This is a genomic window from Pseudoalteromonas sp. 11L1 (assembly GCF_055397545.1).
This window is the reverse complement of the sequence record NZ_AP041142.1, coordinates 165,244-185,284: the sequence shown is the minus strand read 5'-3', so window position 1 is coordinate 185,284 and position 20,041 is coordinate 165,244. Positions and strand designations below refer to the sequence as shown.

Sequence of the window (20,041 nt, the reverse complement as noted above, 5' to 3'; positions counted from 1 at the left end):
TATTAAAAGCCAAAAACCTGGGCTGCTATGGTCATTGTTACTAAGGTAATTAAAACTATAGCGACAATATTTAACACAAAGCCAGCACGGATCATGTCTTTCATTTTAATTTCACCCGAGCCAAACACAATCGCATTGGGTGGTGTGGCTACTGGCATCATAAACGCACAACTACACGCAATCGCAGCTGGAATAACCCACACTAACGGGCTGCCAGTTACAGACTCAGCAACAGGCCCCAATAATGGTAAAAAGCCTGCGGCTGTTGCCGTATTACTGGTAATTTCCGTTAAGAAAGTAATGAGTGCCACCACCACAAGAATGCTCATAACTAAAGGAATTGCACTGGCACCCTCAATCATGTTGGCAATGTAATCGGCTAATCCTGATGATTTAATTTGCGAGGCTAGTGTCAAGCCCCCCCCAAATAAAAGCAACACACCCCAAGGTACTTTAGCTGCACTTTCCCAATCTAAAATTCGCTCATCACTGCCTTTATTAGCAGGTAGTACAAATAAAAGTAATGCGGCTGCAATTGCAATACCCGTATCTGAAATTTTAAGGCCGGTCACATCACCTAGTAATGGTCTAAATATCCAACAAATAGCCGCAAACATAAACACAAACAATACGCCCTTTTCAGCACGTTGCATGAGTCCTAGGTCTTTTAGCTGCGAAGAAAATACCGCTTTAATGTCGATTCGATTGTTTGCTTGTACATTCGCATCAACCTTGTAGGTAAACTTAGTTAGCCAAATCCAGCTGATGGTTAACATGCCAAGTGCTAATGGCACACCAACTATCATCCACTGAGCAAAGCCAATTTCAATCTGGTAGCTGTCTGATAGGTATGCAGCCATTAATGCATTCGGAGGAGTACCAATTAAAGTAGCAATCCCCCCAATACTCGCACCATAAGCAATAGAGAGTAAAAGTGCTTTACCAAACCCCTCATTACTAGGATCTGAGCTTTTAACTAAATGAGTGATAGATAAGGCAATAGGCAACATCATTACTGCGGTAGCGGTATTAGACATCCACATTGATAAAAATGCAGTCACTAACATCATGGCTAAAATTTGTAAGCTTGGTTTTTTACCGGCATAAAGCATAGTTCTTAATGCAATTCGTTTGTGTAATCCCCAACGTTCCATAGCAATTGAGATTAAAAAACCGCCTAAAAATAAAAAGATCAGCGGATGCGCATAAGGAGCTGCAACACTTTTTATAGCCGCTATATCTACTATAGGTGAAATCACTAACGGAAGTAATGCAGTAGCAGGAATGGGCACAACTTCACTTACCCACCACGACGCCATCCAAAATGCTAAGCCTGCAGTTTTAAATGCAGCAGCCGACATTCCTACTGGCGGCTCAACTAAGCAGGTCAATAACATTACACACGGACCAAGTAACAATAACAGCCATTGCATAAACGGCTTTTTATTGGCGTTATTTTCTAAAATACGTTTTGTCATTTTAACAGCCTTTAAAATTTATATTTAAGACCAAGTGCAACACTGTTATCAGCATTTTCTTCTAGGTCGAGGTCAGTATATAAAAGGTAAGCGGTAGTTTGCTTGTCAAAAATGTAGTCTACACCAGTAGTCCACTGAGTTGCGTCTGATGCTTGACGTAGCTTTGAATCATCTTTTGCAAATTGAACTTTAGGTACCCATTTGTCGAGCTTGTAGCTTGCACTTAACACGTAACCATTCCCTGATTTACTACCATCAATTGATTCTGAGTGCTGGTATAACGCACCTAATTTTAGCTTTTCAAATTTATACACGCCTGCGATACGACTTGCTTTAATGTTATTAAGCGAGTCAACATGGCTTATTGAAATAGAGTAAGGAGTTTTATTTAAACTACGATCACCATAAATAAGGGTTGCAGCAAATCCCGCTTCATTGTCTTTGTTGTCATCTTTTGGCGCATAGGTAAATGAAAACTGTGCATTGTGCCAGTACTTAGAGGTATAGGTAATGGTATCGCCTAAGCGATCTTGTCCGGCAATAACTTGTGAAATATCAGCTTGGGTTTCGTTAAAGTTATCGAGTTTACCTTCAGAGTATTTAAAACGCGTGTCATTTCGCCCTACGACTACTTCACCAAACGCACCTTTTAGGCCAAGGTAAGTATTACGTGCTGCAAAAGGCTCATTGGTATCATCATGTTCAAAGCCTTTTACTTGAACCTCGTATTTAAATACGGCAGTAAAATATTCATTTAATTTATGGTCACCTTTAATACCAATACGCGAAAAAGGGGCATCTATTTGTGTGCCTTCATCTGCGTAACGCATAATGCCAGTATCGGTGTTGGCAATTTGTACTTCGGCTTTACCATACACAGTGTAATCTGCAGCAAACGCTGTTACAGGTAGTGTGGCAGCACTGCATAACGCAGCAAGTACTGAACCTTGGAATAGATTATTTTTCATTATGTATCCTAATTATGTGATGTTACTTGTTGTCTACAACTGTAGAGCAAGAACATGACCAACTAGATAATAACAATAAATTTCAGTGACTTAAAAAATAAAACCATGATAAAAAGCTTTAAAATGTGCGGATTTCCACACACTTTAAATACCTACTATCACCATTTCCACCCACTAATCGGTAAACATATCTCGATTAAGGTTATATTTACTCATTTTATCGTAGAGGGTTTTGCGCGCGATTTGCAACGTTGCCATGGTGTCTTTAATACTGCCATGATTAAGTTCTAAGGCTTCTTCAATTAAAGACTGCTCATAAAAGCTGACCTTTTCTACAAGGCTTAAATCCAATGATAACGACGAGCCACTACTGCTTGAGTCACTCTGTGCAAAAGCCAGATCGGGGCCAAGTAATACCGCTCGTTCAGCCTGATTTCTTAATTCACGAACATTACCTGGCCAGTCGTGCGCAAGTAGGCGCTGTTGTAACTCAATATTAAGCGCACCCAAAGGTTTATGAAAACGAGTGGCCGCAATAGAGCTAAAATGCTTAAACAACAAAGGAATATCGGCTTTTCTGTCTCTTAATGCGGGAATACTGACTTTAACTAAACTCAATCGATAATATAAATCGGCTCTAAACTCACCTTTTTCTACCAACGAAAGTAAATCGACCTTGGTGGCCGCAACAATACGAATATCAAGCTCAATGGCTTTATTTGCCCCCACAGGGGTAACTTTTCGCTCTTCAAGCACCCGTAGTAATTTAACTTGTAGCGACAAGGGAGTGCTTTCAATTTCATCTAAAAAAACCGTGCCGCCTTGCGCAAACTCAAACTTGCCTTTGCGATCTTGTGTTGCGCCAGTATATGCACCACTAACAGCACCAAACAATTCGCTTTCTATTAATTGCTCAGGCACCGCACCACAGTTAATAGCCACAAACTGACAGCTGGAACGGTTACTATGATCGTGTAAATAACGGGCAACCAATTCTTTACCTGTACCAGTTTCACCTTCAATTAATACATCTGCAGGTGTATCAATCACTGTATTGAGTAAGTTCATCATGTGCTGCATTTTAAGGGTCTCGCCTAAAATACGCACACCGGGTGCGGAGGTCTTTTCAACTGCACGCTTCAGAGCTCTGTTTTCCATAACTAAAGCACGTTTGTCTAAAGCTCTGGCAATGCAATCTAATAAATTTTCGTTCAGGGGTTTTTCAAATAAATCATACGCGCCTAATTGCATCGCTTTTACCGCCACAGACACATCGGCATAACCTGTTAAAAATATTACCGGAAGTTCACTGTCGAATGCTTTTACCTGCTCAATAAAAGTTAAACCATCCATAGTCGGCATATTTATATCACTGAGGACAACGCCATAAAAGTTGCGACTTAAACGGCTTAAAGCAATACTCGCATCACTAAAGCACTGCACCTCATACCCTTCGAGGGTTAAAAGCTGATTTAACGAATCACGGATCATCGCCTCATCATCAATAACAACCACTTGCTTACAAACAACGGCTTCAATCATTTTTTGGGGCCTCTATGCTTGATAAACTAATAATAAACTGTGCACCGCCTTGAGGACGATTGTGCGCCGTTAAGTAACCATTAAATGAATCAATAATTTGCTTTGATATTGATAAGCCCAGCCCTAAACCATTACTTGACTTGGTACTGTAAAAGGGTTCAAAAATAGATCCCAGCACATGGTGTTCAATACCTGGACCACTATCTAAAATAGAAAGCTTAACGCGCTCCTCAAAACACTCAACATCGAAACTAAGCTCTCGTTTAGGCTCACCTTTCATTGCTTGTGACGCATTGGTGATCACATTAACCAATACTTGTTCAAATTTTAATGCATCAACCCACACCGTGATCTCTTGCGAAAACTGCGGAGCACTGACGTTAACATCGTCTTGTTTAAGTTGCGGGTGGGTGATCATCAACGCATTATTTAATAACGCCGACAGTGGATGTGGTCGCAATTGCATTGTCGCCGGCTTACTAAAGTGCTTAAGCTGCGCCACTATTTTATGTACCCGCTCTACCAAATTCTCAATAATAATTAAATTTTCACTTAATGCATTAAGTTTCCCTTTTTTGAGGAAAATTTTAGCGCTTGCCAAATAAGTGTTCATGGCGCTCAGTGGCTGGTTAATTTCATGATTAATACCCGCACTTAGTTGCCCTATTGTGGCTAATTTTGCCGACTGTACTAGTGCAGTTTGCGCTTTTTCAAGCGCTTGAGTGCGCTCTAATACTTCAAGTTCTAAACTGTGACGCGAGTACAGTAATTTTTTATATCCGGCAAAGCGTGCCAATAAGCTATATCCGACAAAAATAAATACCCAATAAAACAACACCAGCCATAACAATCTGGGCACCTGTAATGCATTTACGCTTGAAATATCAACCAATACCGTCATCGTTGCATTTAGGTATGTCAGTGGCCTTGAAGCGGCAACATATTCATCTTTAGCAATTTTAAATTGCTCAATGCCTTGGCTTTTGTAGCGTTGCTGCTTTATTTGTAACGGCTGATGATCTAAGTAAGCACGGCGCTGTTTAATATCGCGGCGTGTAGTAATATCCAGCTCTGTAAACGTGTTTAAACGCCATGCGGGCTCATCTGACATAGCAATAATTTTATCCGCAAGTTGCAAATAAAAATGACTGCCTTTTGAAGTATTTAATAGCGAACGATCGTTTTCAAATTTAGCGACATTAATTTTAAGTGCCACTACACCAATGGCTTTACCATCTAGATAAATAGCCTGAGAAAAGTATATTCCGCGTTCTTTCGAGCGTTGTCCGAGAGCAAAGTAGGCGACCTTTTCTCCGGCAAAAGCTTGTTTAAAGTAAGGTCTAAATGCAAAGTTACTCCCTAAAAACGTATAGTCGGTTTGCCAGTTGCTACTGGCTATAACGTCGCCAAGGGGATCTAGTATGTATACATCTGAGGCACCGCTGGCTTGTTGAATATCAGCCAAGTAATTATTAATAGCATTAAAGTGTTGTGATTCATTATTAGTAAAACGAATCAATAAATTATTTTCTGTGAGGAGCTGAGGAATAGCTGCAAAGCGCGCGAGTTCATTATCAATATAATTATTTAATTGAATGACCTGTTGGTCAGCTTGAATTTTAGCTTGGCCTAAATCATAAGCGCGGCCAAATGAAAATGTAACCACCAACAACAGCACTAACAGAATACAAGCAAAAATAATTTTTTTAGGAATGGAGAACATAAACGCCTGTAACACCAAGGTGCTAATAATAACTAATAGCCACTATTGTATCGATTTATAGGCCTTTGCAGAAGAAACTTTTTGTTAACAAGTGTACTGAAACTAAAAAACCGTGAAACAAAAAATATTTCACGGTTCAATTCCCTGCAAAAGGGATGCTGTTTTAGCTTAGTCTACGCTTTTGCAAGCGCTGGTTTGTCTTTAAAGTACTTATACAAACCAATTAATGAGGCTGCAATCCAAAATATTTCAATCACAAAGCTCGCTAAGTTAAAGTTATAACAAAGACTGATAAGCAACAAAATAGCGCCGCTTAGATTCATTAAATTATACGTCAAACTTTTTGGCGATACTTTATTTAGTTGCAGTAAAAAAAACGAACCAACCACTAAAAAAGTGCCACTCATACCAACAATATCAAATAAAAGTGCAATCACACGTCTATCCTTTTCCATTTAAAACCCAACTGACTGGCCCAATCCATGGGGAGGGTTTTTTTCAATCATTGAAACAGCAAAACCAGCGAAGTTTACCAGTGAAAAAAAAGCACACAAGGGCTTATGTCCGCCTCTTGATAGGTTGGATTAAATAGCCAGTTTATTTAAAAGTGACTTTACCACCTATCATTTTATAAGCGGCAGTCCCTCTTATGATCGCCGGACGTGCAAAAGGTCGTTCGCAGCCAGGGCATACACATTCAGTATGAGTGTGATCTTGGGTTATTCGTTCTATAAAACATTTTACCAACGCCCCTTTGCCCCCTTTACGATATTTAAATAAAGGCGCTTTGCACGCAGAACAAAATATATCGACCGTTTTTGTAGGCCCTTTTTTATTGGGCTTAGCCATACTACCTCAATGGTTATTTTACGATTACTAAGGCGTACATGCTATCACATGATAGAAAAGAAATTGATGGGAGTAAGCATTACTGATCAGAGTTATTATTGATTAGGTAATTATGTTAAAAAATATTGTGTTATTAAACTTTATTAGCTAAACGTGTTAATTGAGCCGACAGTACATTCATACAGAAAGGCTTTATAATAAACCCTGACACCTTTGAATTAATTATCTTTTTTACGGTCTCAGAGTTGTCTTCACAGGTCACCATAAGTACCGGAAGCTGAGCATGCTCAGTATCGTTTCTAATCGCATCAAGTAAGTTTAGACCATCCATTTTTGGCATATGTAAATCTGTTATAACCAAATCTATGAGCTGATTTTGCAGTATAGTCAATGCTTGCAGGCCATCGGTTGCTTCAACAATGTCTTTATAATCTAACTGCCTCAACATATTAATGAGCACATGGCGCATTAATGGCATGTCATCAACAACTAATATTCTCATATAAATGTTTAACCAAAGTAGGTGCAAACAAATTTTTATCAAACTGAATTAACAAAAACTGTTATAGGTAGTATCTACATTAGTTAACTATAGTTGTTGAAGCAAATAATCAGTTTTATTTACACTTTGCAAGTTTGATAATAGAGCATTTAAAAATTACCAAACGAAGATTGAATAAGCCCAGCTAAGCATGCTGGACTGAGTGCAATTTCAAGCCCTCGCTTACCGGCACTCACATAAATAGTATCAAAGTCTAATGCGCTTGAGTGTATGTAGGTTTTTAAGCGCTTTTTTTGTCCAAGCGGGCTAACGCCTCCCAAAATATACCCTGTACTTGCCTGTACTTTTTGCGGCTCTGCCAGCATTACTTTTTTAACTGCGCAGAGCCTAGCCAATCGCTTCAAATTAATCTGCTGAGTAACTGGCGTCACAGCAACAATTAGTTGTTGTTCTGAGGTTTCTAACACCAATGTTTTAAATACTTGAGCGCTATTAAGATTTAGCTTTTCAACTGCTTCAAGGCCGTAATTAGTGTTATTTACATCGTGCTCATAGCTAAGTACGTCAAATTTAATTCGGGATTTTTTTAGCTGTTCTATCGCTGGGGTCATCTGATAAAATCCTCAATAAATTTCTGCTAACTTACCATACTAAACAAAAAACGGCGCTTGAAGAAGCGCCGTTTTTACCTAAGTTCTGTTGACCCTAATAATTACTTAGTTAGGTCATCAAAAAACTTTTTAACACCATCAAAAAAGCCTTGCTCTTTTGGACGGTTCTTTGAGCTATCTTTGCCCATGCTTTCTTCAAGTTCAGTAAGCAGCTCGCGTTGACGCTCGTTAAGGTTCACTGGTGTCTCAATCACCACTTTACAAATTAAGTCACCTTGAGCACCACTGCGTACAGACTTAACCCCTTTACCACGCATACGAAACATTTTACCCGTTTGTGTTTCTGACGGTATTTTAAGTTTTGCACGGCCATCTAATGTTGGTACTTCAATTTCACCGCCAAGGCCTGCTGTAGTAAAGCTAATAGGCACTTCACAGTATAAATTGTTCGCTTCACGAACAAATATCTTATGTTCACGAACCGACACTTGCACATACAAATCACCTGCTGGTGCGCCATGCATACCAGCTTCACCTTCGCCAGATAAACGAATACGGTCACCTGTATCAACACCTGCTGGAATTTTTACCGATAGTGTTTTGGTCTTCTCTACGCGGCCTTGACCATGACATTTGTTACAAGGATCTGAAATAATTTGGCCCTGTCCATGACATGTTGGACATGTTTGTTGTACGGCAAAAAAACCTTGGCGCATTTGTACTTGGCCTGCACCGTGACAGGTTGTACATGTTTTTGGCTTAGAACCTGCTTTAGCCCCACTGCCATCACACGGATCACAACTTACCCAAGTCGGCACTTTAATTTCAACGTCTTTACCACGAACCGCTTCTTCTAAGCTTAAGTCCATGTTGTAACGTAAATCTGAACCACGTTGCTGGCGAGATTGACGTCGACCACCGCCGCCACCAAAAATATCACCAAATACGTCACCAAAAATATCACCAAAATCACCTTGGCCGCCGCCAAAGCCACCGTGACCACCGCCACCGCCACCGCCTTGTTCGAAGGCAGCATGGCCGTATTGGTCATACATTTGACGCTTTTGCGAATCTGTTAGTATTTCGTAAGCTTCCTTTACTTCCTTAAACTTGGTTTCAAGGTCTTTATCACCGGCGGTACGATCTGGATGATATTTCATCGCTAAGCGTTTATACGCTTTTTTTATGTCTCGCTCACTCGCATCTTTGCTTACGCCGAGGACTTCGTAATAATCGCGTTTTGACATATCTATCACACTACTCTTTTCTATGTGCAGCGCTAGCTGCTGGACAAACCGATAAATCATATCGATTTATCATTGAATTTTTAAAGCACTTTACTTACATCTCTTACATACAAAAGGCGCGTTAAGCTTTAGCCTACGCGCCTCAGGTGTTCATCCTAACTTAAACACGCAATGTAGTCATGGTGTTTTCGGTTAGCGAGAAGCGTTAGTAACAATTACTTGTCGTCTTTAACTTCTTCGAACTCTGCATCAACAACATCGTCGTCTTGCTTAGCAGACTGTTGTTGCTCTGCACCGGCATCACCACCTGCTTGTTGTGCTTTAGCTTGGGCAATTTCCATTAGTTTTTGAGACTTTTCAGCAAGTGCTTGTGTTTTAGCTTCAATTTCTGCTTTGTCGTCGCTCTTAATTGCTCCTTCAAGGTCAACAACAGCCGCTTCAATTGCTTCTTTGTCTTCGCTTGGTAGTGCATCACCCGCTTCTTCAATTTGTTTACGTGTACCGTGAACAAGTGCGTCAGCTTGGTTACGTGCAGCCACTAACTCTTCAAACTTTTTATCGTCTTCTGCATGTGCTTCTGCATCGCGAACCATTTTTTCAACTTCTTCATCACTTAAACCTGAAGACGCTTGAATGGTGATTTTTTGCTCTTTACCTGTGTCTTTATCTTTAGCAGATACATGTAAGATACCATCCGCATCCACATCGAATGTTACTTCGATTTGTGGTGTACCACGTTGTGCTGGGCGAATACCTTCTAGGTTAAATTGACCTAGAGATTTATTGTCGCTTGAACGTTTACGCTCACCTTGTAGCACATGAATGGTTACCGCAGATTGGTTATCTTCTGCTGTTGAGAATGTTTGCGATTTCTTAGTAGGAATCGTCGTGTTTTTCTCAATCAGTGCCGTCATTACTGAACCCATCGTCTCAATACCTAGAGATAATGGTGATACGTCTAGTAATAGAACGTCTTTCACGTCGCCTGCAAGTACACCACCTTGAATCGCTGCACCTACTGCAACTGCTTCATCAGGGTTAACGTCTTTACGTGGCTCTTTACCGAAGAACTCTGCTACTGTTTTTTGAACAAGTGGCATACGAGTTTGACCACCCACTAGAATGATATCGTTGATATCGTTCACAGATAGGTCTGCATCAGCAAGTGCACGCTTAAGCGGCTCAATTGACTTAGTCACTAAGTCTTCAACTAATGACTCAAGCTTAGCACGTGTTAATTTCACGTTCATATGCTTAGGACCAGACGCATCAGCGGTTACATACGGAAGGTTTACTTCTGTAGATTGTGCTGATGAAAGCTCAATTTTTGCTTTCTCTGCTGCTTCTTTAACACGTTGCATAGCAAGTGGGTCAGTTTGTAAATCGATACCTTGATCTTTCTTAAATTCAGCTACTAGGTAGTTGATAACACGGTTATCGAAATCTTCACCACCTAGGTGGGTGTCACCGTTAGTCGCTAGAACTTCAAATGTGTGCTCGCCTTCAACTTCATCAATTTCAATAATTGATAAATCGAAAGTACCACCACCTAAGTCATATACCGCTACTACGTTTTCGCCACGGTTTTTATCCATACCGTATGCAAGTGCAGCTGCCGTTGGCTCATTAATGATACGTTTAACTTCAAGACCCGCAATACGGCCAGCATCTTTGGTTGCTTGACGTTGTGAATCGTTAAAGTATGCCGGTACTGTGATTACCGCTTCAGTTACTTCTTCACCTAAGAAGTCTTCAGCTGTTTTCTTCATTTTTTTCAGTACTTCAGCAGAAATTTGTGGTGCAGCGCGTTTTTCGCCGCCCGCTTCAACCCATGCATCGCCATTATCAGCTTTGATAATTTTGAAAGGCATGATGCCGATATCACGTTGTACTTCTTCGTCTTCAAAACGACGACCAATTAAACGCTTAATTGCGAACAATGTGTTTGTTGGGTTAGTTACCGCCTGACGTTTTGCAGGTTGACCTACTAAAGTCTCACCGTCTTGCGTGTAAGCAATAATAGACGGGGTTGTGCGATCGCCTTCCGCATTTTCAATAACACGTGCTTTGTCACCATCAAGTACTGCAACACAAGAGTTAGTAGTACCTAAATCGATTCCAATAATTCTACCCATGAATCTTCTCCAACTTCTAAATTCGTTAATACGTTCGATGACTAGTTAATAGGGATGCCACAAACTTAATTCAACTGTAAAAATGAAAAAAAATTCATTTTTTTTAATTTATTTACTAAATAACCCTAAAAAGAGTAAGGATTGCTCATTTTTTGTTATTTAAGAGGACCTTTATTGTCTGGTCTGATGAGTTTGTGTGTGATATAAATTCAGTAAATAACATCAAAAGGACATTATTTGTGCACTTTGAACAATTATTACAACTCGCCTCTCAAGTAAGTCAGAAAACAGGCCCAGAAACCAATACTATGCAGTTCCCTTCTAATTGGTGCCAAGGTCGAACCGCTTTTGGCGGACTTTCTGCGGCGCTTCTTTATCAAGCAATGCGCAATAACGTTGATTCATCAAGACGACTGCTTTCTTTAAGCACAAACTTTGTCGGCCCATTATTGGCTGAAAAGCCATTTTCTTTGTCGGTAGAAATATTACGTGAAGGGAAAAGCAGTACCCAAGTGCTCGCCAAAGCCATTCAAGAAGACGCAGTATGCGTTATTGTACAGGCCTGTTTTGCTAAAAACCGTAATTCATCAATTAATGTACCGGTATCAAAGTCGCTAAGCTTGCACCCTGTGAACGAACGCCACTGTTTAGGATTTGTGCCCGGGCAAATGCCAGAGTTTTTTCAACATGTTGATTTATGCCCCCAACAGGGAGCCATGCCGTTTAGCAGTGCTGAAACCTCTCATTTAGGTGGTTGGATGCGCTTTAAACATACGCCAGAAGTAATTACAGAAGCCCATGTTATTGCCCTTACTGACGCATGGCCGCCAACCTTGCTACAAATGTTTAAACAACCAGCACCGGCAAGTAGTATGTCGTGGTATTTAGAGTTTGTGCAAGCGCCTAGCTTAGCGCCGGGTGAATGGTTAGGCTTTGAAGCAATCACTCATCATTCAAAAGATGGCTACGGACTTGAAGATGGCTGTATTTGGTCGCAATCGGGCGAGCTTATTGCGCTCACCCGCCAAACCGTGGCTTTATTTGATTAACAATTAAAAACGAGTGAAGTCGCGCTGGGTATATTGTTTATCTAAATTAAGCATTATGGTGCGATATTCACCGCTTTGAATTATGTTGGCTAAGCCTTTGTCAAACTGCTGTCTCAGCAAATCATTATTAAAGTACGCAGGCCTTGCCGCAGATGGAAAAATAGCATGGATAACAAAATCTTTTGTGGCATTGGTTTTTTGATATTCCTTTAAGTAGTAAAGGAATATGCGTCTATCGAGAATAATCGTATCAACCCAGCCTGCCATTAAATGGTGAATCTGCGCTTGTTGATTAAGTACTTCTTCGTACCCTCTTAAATTCTCTAAGTTGTGGCCAAACTCTTTTGGTAAATAAGCGGGTGCGTTTTGAAATGCTAAAACGCTTTTAGTGGCCAGATCGTAAATCGTATTAATAGTGAAGTTACTCTTTTTAAGACTCACCACTACATTCTCATAACTGACAACAGATTGGCTTCGATATATGCCAGTAATTAAAATACCCGAATAATTTAATGCAATATCAACATGACCTTGGTTTAATAAGGCATCGGCACGCTGATTTGACATATATTGCACATCAACCTTATTTATATTTTGGTTACTAAGTGCTGCTTTTACAATCTCGAGCTGAATTCCTGAATCATTTTCACTTATTACATAAGGTGCAACTGTAGGGTTAGCAGCAATAGTAACTCGCTGCTGATTAATACCTTTAACAAAGGCCAAGCTATCGCCACATAAACACACTAAGGCTAATAAAAATACCACTTTCACACTATCACCTAATCCGTTTTTATTTTCAGTTGTTGGGGTTACTTTTCTTATTATATTGTTAGTAATTTAGCCGCAGTGTTTGTATTTAGCTATTAATTATAGCAATATTTAAATTATTGAATTAACTATAAGCTAACATTTTGCAAACTGCCTGCCCAAGCTGTGATCTTATCATTGATATTCCCGACATTGATGCAAAGCAAGTCGCACTGTGCCCTCGCTGCAACCATAAGATTCGCGGTATTAATGTTAATAATGACATCGAAATAGTCGCCCTGAGCCTCAGCGCACTGCTGATGTTGCTCAGCAGTATGTTTTATCCATTTATTTCTTTTAGTAGCAACGGTATTACCCAAACAATTACCCTACCTGACGCTGCTCGCATTCTATTTAATTATGATAGTGACCTACTCGGCCTGTTTATTGATATCAGCATTATTATTCTGCCTATGAGTTTGCTCATTATTTTGATCCCTTTGCATTTAGGGGTACTCAAAGCGCTGCCACAAGCGCTCGCCAGAAGGCTATTAAAGTTTACCTTAACCCTTGAGCCTTGGATCATGTCAGAAATCTTTTTGATTGGTGTTTTGGTCAGTATGGTTAAAATAATGTCATTAGCTGAGGTTAGTTTTGGTACCAGCTTTTTTGCCTATGTGGGATTTGTAATTTTTTATGTTAGTGCGTTAACACGGCTAAATCGTGCAAGGTTGTGGTCGCAGGTAAGCCCGGCAACTCGGCTTCAAAGTAGTGCAGGCGCAGAACGTGCAATAGACGATAATATAAAAGCCTGCCATGTTTGCCACCAACTAAGTATCGAATCCACTTGCCCTCGTTGTCATAGTAAAACCTACTTAAGAAACCCCTACAGCGTACAAAAGGCAGCGGCATGGTTAGTTACTTCACTTATTTGTTATATCCCAGCAAATTTACTGCCCATTATGTACACTATTAGCCTAGGGGATGAAACTCCTGCAACCCTTATTTCCGGTGTAATTACCTTATGGAATAGTGGCTCGTACCCAATTGCGCTGATTATCTTTTTTGCAAGTGTGGTGGTGCCATTAGCGAAAGCGCTCATTTTAAGTTTTTTATGTTTTATGGTTACAAAACCCGCCAACCTGCATACAAAAGGTTACACAAAAGTGTATCAACTTACTGAATTTATAGGAAAATGGTCTATGATTGATGTGTTTGTTGTGGCTATATTAGTTGCATTAGTGCAGCTAGGTAATTTGATGTCGGTTATACCGGGTTTAGGCATCGTCTTTTTTACTGTTATGGTATTATGCCAAATGATGGCAGCACACGCATTTGACCCTCGTTTACTGTGGGATTCACCTAAAAATAAAAACGCAGAGAATAAAGCATGACTAAAACAGCCAACGTAGCACAAAAAACACGTATTTCTGCGATTTGGATTATTCCCGTGGTTGCCTTATTGGTAGGTATTTGGATGCTTTATCAATACCAATTAAATAAAGGTCAAACAATCTATATTTCTATGCCGCAAGCCGAGGGCATTGTTGCCGGTAAAACAGAAATTAAAGTACGTAGTGTTAAAATAGGACAAATTGATCACGTCCGTCTTTCTGACAGCCAAGACAGTGTTATTGCACGGGCACAAATAGATAAAAACTACGATAACTTGCTTACTGAAGATGCCCGTATTTGGGTGGTAAAACCTCGTATAGATGAAACAGGCATTAGTGGCATGAGCACTTTGCTCTCAGGCGTTTATTTAGAGTTTTCGCCAGGCGAAAGTAAACAACTAAAGAAGCAGTTTAAACTTCAAGAGGAACCCGCATTAATAGGCAAAGATGTTCAAGGTGGCCGTTTTAAGTTACTCAGTTACAATGCAGAAGTACTTGATGTCAGTACTGGCATATTTTTTAAAAACTATAAAATAGGCCAAATAGAAACCGCTACTTTTGATTGGAAAAACCAAGCAATGCAATACGGTATTTTTATTAAAGCCCCCTATGAGAACTTGATCACCTTAAACTCTATTTTTTGGGTTAACTCAGGTATAGAAATAGATCTTTCCGCAGATGGTATCAACATTAACACTGGTTCTTTAAGCAAATTATTGAAAGGGGGGATCTCTGTCGGTTTACCTGACCAGCAAGCTCCCGGCGATTTAGCGCAAGACGGCCATAGCTTTTCTTTAAGCCAAAGTTACAAACAAGCTCTAGAAGAGCGCTTTTATGATTTTGATTATTACCTTATTGAATTTGAACAATCTATTCGAGGGTTACGTGTAGGTGCCCCAGTAGAGTATCGCGGTACACGCGTAGGTACTGTGGTTGAAGCACCCGCCAATGTAATTATAGATGGTAAGCCCGCCCATTTTCGCGCTAAAAACACTGCGGTTCCGGTATTAATAAAAGTCGAATATGGACGTTTATACCACAACAACGCCTTAGCTAAAGAGTATTGGAAATCAAGCATAATCGAGTGGATAAAAAATGGTATGAGGGCATCATTAAAGCCAGGAAATTTGTTAACCGGTGCAGTTTATGTTGATTTTGACTTTTATACCGACACCCCTAAAAGCGAACTTAAAAAGCTTGCTCAATATGATGTATTTCCTAGTGTATCGAGCGGTATAACCGTGCTTGCTGACCAAGTGTCTGATGTACTGAATAAGGTAAATAATTTAAAAATTGAAGACAGCTTGGCAAAAATGCAAACAACTTTCAGCGAGTATCAAGCGTTGGCCAGTGAAATGCGCACATTATTAAGTAAACCTGACACCCAAAATTTACCCGGTGACTTTAATCGTAATCTCGAAAAAATAACCAAAAGCATGGAACAGTTTGAAATAACCATGCGTCAATTCGATAAAACCATGGCAAGCTATCAAGCAGGCTCACAAATGCACCACCAGCTTGAACAAACACTGCTGCAAATTAAACGTTTATCTGAAGAATTCCAACCACTTACTCGTGGTTTAAACGAACAGCCTAACATGCTCATTTTTGATAAGTCACTGCCTAGTGACCCGCAACCGAGGAAACAATAATGAAAGCACTATTTTTACTTTTAACAAGTGTTCTCTTTATCAGTGGTTGTAGTTCGGCTATTCAAACTGCAACTCAATATTACCAATTTGAACAACCCATAACTGACTCTTCGCGAAATGTGCAAAATACAAAAGCACAACTCAGGGTGCACACAGTTACCTTAAGGGGGGCATTGAATAACCGTGGTATTTCTATGAAAGTAGATAATAATCAAGTTCATGCTGCTAATTATCACTTGTGGGGCGAATCGCCGGATGTAATGCTTACAACAACTGCGCAACAAACATTATTTAATGCCATGAGCAACTGGATGGTTATAAAAGGATTGCCGGTCATTACCGACCAACAACAACAAATATTTTATGAAATAGAATATGAATTACATCACTTTAACGGCGATCTGCAAGGTAACGCAGATATCTCAGGGTTATGGCGTTTGTACTATACCCACCCAGAATCAGGCAGACGTTTAATAAGCATTCATAACTTCTCAAATGTTATGCCAATAGATGACGATGGCTACAATTCATTAGTCGCGACCCTTGAAAAAATGTGGCTAGAGATAAATTCAAATGTGGCGAACACAATTGAAAAAACAAGACTCAATCATAAATAAACACTTTGATGGTGGTTTTATCAGCATTGATTACTGCCTTACCCACCTCAGTAAAACCCAGTTTATATAGTACATTTTGAGATCCTAAATTAGCCGTTGAAGTAATTGCGCATACATCTTTTATACCTAATTTATGCCTGTTATATAAAAGTAATGTAGCTGCTTCAAAAATATATCCCTTTTTTTCAAAGCCGACTTTTAACGCAAACCCTAAATCGGGATGTTGCATAGTCGCTCGCTGATAAAAACCAACAATACCAACCACAGTTTCATCATGGAGTGTGATCATATAAGGCCCAAAACCGTGCTCTTTATGGGCAGCTATAAAGCTGTCTTTGATGTATTTTTTAGCGTCGTCTAGGGTATAAATACCTTTATCACCAATGTATTTAATAAAGTTGGCCTGATTAACTAACTTAAGTAACTCCGCCGCATCTGCTATTTGTGCGAAGCGTAAGAGTAAACGTTCAGTTCTAAAAGCAATAATCAAAATAACTCCTTGGAGTTCAATACTATAATTTAACGACATTAAAACAAAACCCAATCAACAATGACTGGGTTTTTTGGTTTTAGAGTAATTTCAAACTTACTTTTGCAATTTTATATCGCTGTAGTAATCATCTAAACTCGTCACTTTAGTCTGATTTGGCAAATCAGCAAACTCGCTATCACTAAACTTAGTGCCGCGTAGCTGCACATTTAAACGTGCTGCTTTTGGGTTTAACATTGTTTGCTGGTAGTAATCTTTAATATCAGCAAGGGTGACTTTTTCCACCTCTGCAATTAATTTTTGTCTTGAATCAAAATCAAAGTTTTCACGATACCAATCGTTAATCAATGGACTCATTTCGTCGCTTAAATTCTTTGGCTGTTCTTTTAACGAAACCAAAGTTGCATTTTTAAGCTGTGCAAATGTTTCCTCACTCATGGCATTAAGCTCAGAAGCGTACTCTTTTTTAAACTTGTCAAAGCGCACTTGAATGTCTTTAGGCCCTTTCACTGGTGTTTGGATAAATAAACCAATACCTGAGTAATCTTCAATGGGACGCGCTAATGCGCCTACTGCATAAGCAAGTTGCTCTTCAGTACGCATTTTATCAAAGGCGATTGTTCTAAAGTGACCTTGCAATACTGCTGCCTGAGCTTTTTGTTTGTAACCAGGTATTGGGTGAATGGTCATATCGACCACCGCTACATCGGCTACATCAATATCTTTGTGCAACACACGCGCTTCACCCGGTTGCGGTAACCACGCTTTACTGCGTGCAAACTCCGTTTGAGTATGTGTGCTTGGTAAGATAGCCGCTAACTCAGCAGCAATAGCATCAATGTCTTTTTGGTTGTAGTTACCGTAGCTAAATACACGTAAGTTATTATTTGCTAAGGTGCTTTGCTTTAAAGCGTGTAAATCAGCAAGCGTTAATGTTTTTGCAACCTTAATTAGCGCTTCTGTATCAAAACTACCAGTACGAGTCAGCTTAGAATACTCACCAAATGCTTGTGCATACGGGAACTGTTTTTGTTGATTCAGTAAATCTCGCTGATAACGGTCAATCGCTTGATTAAACGCTTGTGCTGAAATTTCAGCATCAAACCCAGCTAACGCTTGTTTAAGTAAAATATCTTGTTTATCGGTAAAACCACTTAACGATAGCACCAACCCATTACTTGAGCTTAAATTAACGTTCATACCAGCAACGGCAGCTTCAGTTCGTAACTGACTTAATTGAGTGTTATACAGATCAGCCCAAACAGAATAAAGTACGGTTGAGTTAATATCATGCAAACCTGTTTGCGTATTGATATACACCTCAACTAATCCCTTGGGTTGCTCTGCAAACTGCTGACTTGCTTGGCGCCAAATTTTTACGCCGTTTTTATCGTAGCTAAGCTCAGGATGCTTCTGCTCTTTAAAGGCTTGCGTTTTAATTGCAAAACTCTCTGGCAGTAAATTGTTAACACTTGGCAATGCTAAATTAAAATCACTTGGTTTTTCCCAGCTGGCAATTTCTGCATCGCTAATATCATTAATTTTATATTTGCCATCGTAAAAATGCAGCTCAGAATCTGTATCTTCCTGTTGAGAAATATACCAGATGCGAAGTGTATCGGCATTAAGTTGCTTAAGTACATTGTTCACCGCATCAGCATCAAATTGAGCATAGTAGTACGGTGCGTTTATCGCATGATTTAACGGGTAATCTTGCATGCTTTGAGTCAACGCACTAACGTAGTTAAACTCATCGCCCTTTTCTAAAAATTTAAACTGATTGTTTAAAGAGGTGCGAATTTCATTAAAGTATTTACTATTAACGCCCTCACGCTTAATCAAGTCAATGTATTGCATAATTGTCGCAACAATTGACTCGCGGTTTTTCATACCTTCATCAGTCAACTCTATATTAACGCTCAAAGAACCGTAGTTGCCATATTGATTTGGAGAGGCCGAAGCGGATAACTGCGATACCCACCCTTTATCACGCAATAATTGTGCTGGACTACCTGGCATTTCATTACTTAGTAAATAAGCAACAAAGCGATTAGGTTTTACTGCAAATTCAGTTTGATTATTAGCAATTGTGAAATCGAGCTGTAGTTGTTTAACGTCTTCATTTGGTGAGTAAAAAACACGTTTTCCACCGGCATTATCAAAATCTAAGCTCGCAGTAACGCGAGGTTTTTCAATATTTTTATTTTCAATGTCAGCAAAGTATTTTTGTGCTTTTTTCTGCATTTCTGCAATCGGTAAATTAGAAATCAGCGCCACTTTCATAATATTTGATGAATAATATTTATTATAAAAATCAACCGTTTCTTTGTGTAAAGAACTATCCGCTTTGTCACCTAGTGTTTCAAGGTTACCAATTAAGAATCGGTTAGCTGGGTGTTCCCCCATCATTTTACGTGCTAATTTAAATTGGCCAAAAAAGTCCATTTCACGACGCATTGACCACTCAGCATTCACTGCGTTTTTTTCTTTTTCTGTGTATTCTGGGTAAAGCTTAGGGGCTTTAAAAAAGTCTGAAAAGCGGTCTAAGCCTTCTTCAAACGCATCGTTATTAATTTTAAACATGTAGTTGGTAATATCGAGCCAAGTATAAGCATTATGCGCACCACCATTTTTAGTCATAAAATCGGAGTACCCTTTGGTATCAGGGTATCGTTCAGTGCCTAGGAACAACATATGTTCTAGGTAATGCGCCATACCTTGTTGGCTCATTGGGTCATGTAACAGACCTACACCTACACTCAGTGAAGCAGCAGATTTTTCAGCGCTTGGATCAGAGACTAAAATCACTTCAATATCGTTAGCAAGTTTCAAGGTTTTATATTCACGGTTATCGTTAGGGCTAACAACGAGCGTTGGTGACAACAGTGATGTTTGTGAAGATTGAGAAAGAGTGGCGGTATTCGAACAACCGCTTAATATTGCCAGTGCAATTGCACTTAAGCCGATGAAGTGTCTCATTTTAATTATATCCATTGCTGTTAAATACGTGTTTAGTGTTACAAAAATACTAAAT

17 protein-coding genes are annotated in these 20,041 nt (G+C 39.6%); 4 read left to right on the top strand and 13 right to left on the bottom strand.

What is annotated here, in order from left to right:
* Positions 1–2: 2 nt before the first annotated feature.
* From ACZ5WS_RS16560 to dnaK, 10 genes are all read right to left on the bottom strand, one after another.
* Entirely contained in the window at positions 3–1,478 is a 1,476-nt protein-coding gene (locus ACZ5WS_RS16560) for an SLC13 family permease (protein ID WP_464712031.1), read from the bottom strand.
* A gap of 11 nt (positions 1,479–1,489) precedes the next feature.
* Entirely contained in the window at positions 1,490–2,446 is a 957-nt protein-coding gene (locus ACZ5WS_RS16555) for a porin (RefSeq protein WP_464712030.1), read from the bottom strand.
* A gap of 174 nt (positions 2,447–2,620) precedes the next feature.
* Positions 2,621–3,988 carry a sigma-54-dependent transcriptional regulator gene (locus ACZ5WS_RS16550; protein ID WP_138607815.1) on the bottom strand — a complete coding sequence of 456 codons (1,368 nt, stop codon included), beginning with the start codon at positions 3,986–3,988 and terminating at the stop codon, positions 2,621–2,623.
* Positions 3,981–5,711: a sensor histidine kinase gene (locus tag ACZ5WS_RS16545; protein WP_464712029.1), complete on the bottom strand. Its 1,731-nt coding sequence runs from the start codon at positions 5,709–5,711 to the stop codon at positions 3,981–3,983. The genes ACZ5WS_RS16550 and ACZ5WS_RS16545 overlap by 8 nt, the downstream gene beginning before the upstream one ends.
* A 173-nt stretch (positions 5,712–5,884) precedes the next feature.
* Entirely contained in the window at positions 5,885–6,148 is a 264-nt protein-coding gene (locus ACZ5WS_RS16540; protein WP_010389010.1) for a CBU_0592 family membrane protein, read from the bottom strand.
* A 160-nt stretch (positions 6,149–6,308) separates the two neighbouring features.
* Positions 6,309–6,560, bottom strand: coding sequence for a hypothetical protein (locus ACZ5WS_RS16535; RefSeq protein ID WP_138607811.1), 252 nt, complete (start codon positions 6,558–6,560; stop codon positions 6,309–6,311).
* Between the two features lie 133 nt (positions 6,561–6,693).
* The gene (locus ACZ5WS_RS16530) at positions 6,694–7,062 is read right to left on the bottom strand and encodes a response regulator (RefSeq protein WP_198522682.1); all 369 of its coding nucleotides are present in this window, start codon (positions 7,060–7,062) and stop codon (positions 6,694–6,696) included.
* A gap of 149 nt (positions 7,063–7,211) precedes the next feature.
* A complete protein-coding gene (gene ybaK / locus ACZ5WS_RS16525; RefSeq protein WP_464712028.1) occupies positions 7,212–7,673 on the bottom strand; it encodes a Cys-tRNA(Pro) deacylase in 462 nt (153 codons plus the stop codon).
* 101 nt (positions 7,674–7,774) lie between these two features.
* The gene (gene dnaJ / locus ACZ5WS_RS16520; protein WP_464712116.1) at positions 7,775–8,920 is read right to left on the bottom strand and encodes a molecular chaperone DnaJ; all 1,146 of its coding nucleotides are present in this window, start codon (positions 8,918–8,920) and stop codon (positions 7,775–7,777) included.
* Between the two features lie 215 nt (positions 8,921–9,135).
* Positions 9,136–11,055, bottom strand: coding sequence for a molecular chaperone DnaK (gene dnaK / locus ACZ5WS_RS16515; protein ID WP_138621414.1), 1,920 nt, complete (start codon positions 11,053–11,055; stop codon positions 9,136–9,138).
* A gap of 239 nt (positions 11,056–11,294) precedes the next feature.
* On the opposite strand from dnaK, the gene ACZ5WS_RS16510 reads away from it, so the two are divergent.
* A complete protein-coding gene (locus ACZ5WS_RS16510) occupies positions 11,295–12,104 on the top strand; it encodes a thioesterase family protein (RefSeq protein ID WP_464712027.1) in 810 nt (269 codons plus the stop codon).
* A 3-nt stretch (positions 12,105–12,107) separates the two neighbouring features.
* On the opposite strand, the gene ACZ5WS_RS16505 is transcribed toward ACZ5WS_RS16510, so the two are convergent.
* Complete coding sequence (locus ACZ5WS_RS16505) at positions 12,108–12,878, bottom strand: substrate-binding periplasmic protein (protein WP_464712026.1); 771 nt, start codon at positions 12,876–12,878, stop codon at positions 12,108–12,110.
* Positions 12,879–13,018: 140 nt separating this feature from the next.
* Between ACZ5WS_RS16505 and ACZ5WS_RS16500 the strand changes: the two genes are divergently transcribed.
* Genes ACZ5WS_RS16500 through ACZ5WS_RS16490 form a run of 3 tightly spaced genes read left to right on the top strand, consistent with a single transcriptional unit; the run spans position 13,019 to position 16,517 of the window.
* On the top strand, positions 13,019–14,248 hold the full coding sequence (locus tag ACZ5WS_RS16500) for a PqiA/YebS family transporter subunit (RefSeq protein ID WP_464712025.1): 1,230 nt from the start codon (positions 13,019–13,021) through the stop codon (positions 14,246–14,248).
* A complete protein-coding gene (gene pqiB / locus ACZ5WS_RS16495; RefSeq protein WP_464712024.1) occupies positions 14,245–15,900 on the top strand; it encodes an intermembrane transport protein PqiB in 1,656 nt (551 codons plus the stop codon). Before ACZ5WS_RS16500 ends, pqiB begins: the two co-directional genes overlap by 4 nt.
* Positions 15,900–16,517, top strand: coding sequence for a PqiC family protein (locus ACZ5WS_RS16490; RefSeq protein WP_464712023.1), 618 nt, complete (start codon positions 15,900–15,902; stop codon positions 16,515–16,517). The genes pqiB and ACZ5WS_RS16490 overlap by 1 nt, the downstream gene beginning before the upstream one ends.
* Here the strand turns inward: ACZ5WS_RS16490 and ACZ5WS_RS16485 are convergent.
* Together ACZ5WS_RS16485 and ACZ5WS_RS16480 are read right to left on the bottom strand one after the other, a co-directional pair.
* On the bottom strand, positions 16,504–17,046 hold the full coding sequence (locus tag ACZ5WS_RS16485; RefSeq protein ID WP_464712022.1) for a GNAT family N-acetyltransferase: 543 nt from the start codon (positions 17,044–17,046) through the stop codon (positions 16,504–16,506). The two genes, ACZ5WS_RS16490 and ACZ5WS_RS16485, sit on opposite strands and share 14 nt — an antisense overlap.
* Positions 17,047–17,103: 57 nt before the next feature.
* Positions 17,104–19,986: an insulinase family protein gene (locus ACZ5WS_RS16480; protein ID WP_464712020.1), complete on the bottom strand. Its 2,883-nt coding sequence runs from the start codon at positions 19,984–19,986 to the stop codon at positions 17,104–17,106.
* Between the last annotated feature and the right edge of the window lie 55 nt (positions 19,987–20,041).

Excerpts from the sequence above, each read along its gene's own strand:
- ACZ5WS_RS16545 (WP_464712029.1), bottom strand. The coding sequence starts at position 5,711 with ATGTTCTCCATTCCTAAAAAAATTATTTTTGCTTGTATTCTGTTAGTG.
- dnaK (WP_138621414.1), bottom strand. The coding sequence starts at position 11,055 with ATGGGTAGAATTATTGGAATCGATTTAGGTACTACTAACTCTTGTGTT.
- ACZ5WS_RS16490 (WP_464712023.1), top strand. The coding sequence starts at position 15,900 with ATGAAAGCACTATTTTTACTTTTAACAAGTGTTCTCTTTATCAGTGGT.
- dnaJ (WP_464712116.1), bottom strand. The coding sequence starts at position 8,920 with ATGTCAAAACGCGATTATTACGAAGTCCTCGGCGTAAGCAAAGATGCG.
- pqiB (WP_464712024.1), top strand. The coding sequence starts at position 14,245 with ATGACTAAAACAGCCAACGTAGCACAAAAAACACGTATTTCTGCGATT.
- ACZ5WS_RS16480 (WP_464712020.1), bottom strand. The coding sequence starts at position 19,986 with ATGAGACACTTCATCGGCTTAAGTGCAATTGCACTGGCAATATTAAGC.
- ACZ5WS_RS16560 (WP_464712031.1), bottom strand. The coding sequence starts at position 1,478 with ATGACAAAACGTATTTTAGAAAATAACGCCAATAAAAAGCCGTTTATG.
- ACZ5WS_RS16550 (WP_138607815.1), bottom strand. The coding sequence starts at position 3,988 with ATGATTGAAGCCGTTGTTTGTAAGCAAGTGGTTGTTATTGATGATGAG.
- ACZ5WS_RS16485 (WP_464712022.1), bottom strand. The coding sequence starts at position 17,046 with ATGTCGTTAAATTATAGTATTGAACTCCAAGGAGTTATTTTGATTATT.
- ACZ5WS_RS16535 (WP_138607811.1), bottom strand. The coding sequence starts at position 6,560 with ATGGCTAAGCCCAATAAAAAAGGGCCTACAAAAACGGTCGATATATTT.
- ybaK (WP_464712028.1), bottom strand. The coding sequence starts at position 7,673 with ATGACCCCAGCGATAGAACAGCTAAAAAAATCCCGAATTAAATTTGAC.
- ACZ5WS_RS16530 (WP_198522682.1), bottom strand. The coding sequence starts at position 7,062 with ATGAGAATATTAGTTGTTGATGACATGCCATTAATGCGCCATGTGCTC.
- ACZ5WS_RS16555 (WP_464712030.1), bottom strand. The coding sequence starts at position 2,446 with ATGAAAAATAATCTATTCCAAGGTTCAGTACTTGCTGCGTTATGCAGT.